We start from the raw sequence: 639 nt of genomic DNA, 5'->3' as shown, positions 1-639 counted from the left end.
GTCGTGATGTGGTTGTCGGTGATGATCATCAGGACTTCTTCGCCGCTGTGGGCTCGGCCGATTCCTAGGCTGTAGAGCCTGCCGGCGTAGCGGATGGTGACTTTGCCGCTGGCGGCGACGACGTCGTTGCGGGTGCGCCATTCTTCTTTCGGGGTGAAGGTTGGTTCAGCTTTAGGTCCTGTTGTGTAGGCCTGGTGTGGGGTACGGCGTCCGAGTGATCGGTGGGGGCGTTCGGTGTTGTAGTAGGCGGTGAATTCGTTGAGCTGCCGTTGTAGTTGGGGGATGGTTTCTGCTGGTGGTTGTGCGTTGATCCAGCGTTTGAGTGTTTGGTGGAAGCGTTCGATTTTGCCTTGGGTTTGTGGGTGGCCTGGCCGGCCGTTTTTCTGCTGGATACGGTTGTCGTTAAGTGTTTTCTCGAATGCGTTTCTGCCGCCTTTGCGTCCGGCTAGTCGGGCGGTGAACACCAGCCCGTTGTCAGTGAGTGTGGATGCCGGTGGGCCGTAGGTGTCGATGAGGCGCTGTAGTTCTGCTGCGACAGCTGGCCCTGTAAATGCTGGCCGGGCGGTGATCGATAGCAGGTAGCGGGAGTGGTCGTCGATGAAGTCGAGGACTTCTACGCGCCTGCCGTCGATGAGGAAG

At 59.0% G+C, this 639-nt stretch carries 1 protein-coding gene; it reads right to left on the bottom strand.

Annotation, left to right across the window (positions count from 1 at the left end; translation table 11 throughout):
• Nucleotides 1–639, bottom strand: a 639-nt coding sequence (locus KBX17_RS11440) for an integrase core domain-containing protein (protein WP_256019922.1), incomplete at both ends; no start/stop codon positions are given.

Source organism: Corynebacterium sp. CCUG 65737 (genome assembly GCF_024454115.1).
In the GTDB taxonomy this organism is placed as follows: domain Bacteria; phylum Actinomycetota; class Actinomycetes; order Mycobacteriales; family Mycobacteriaceae; genus Corynebacterium; species Corynebacterium genitalium.
The sequence above is the reverse complement of the archived record's forward strand: the minus strand, read 5'-3'. Positions and strand labels throughout refer to the sequence as shown.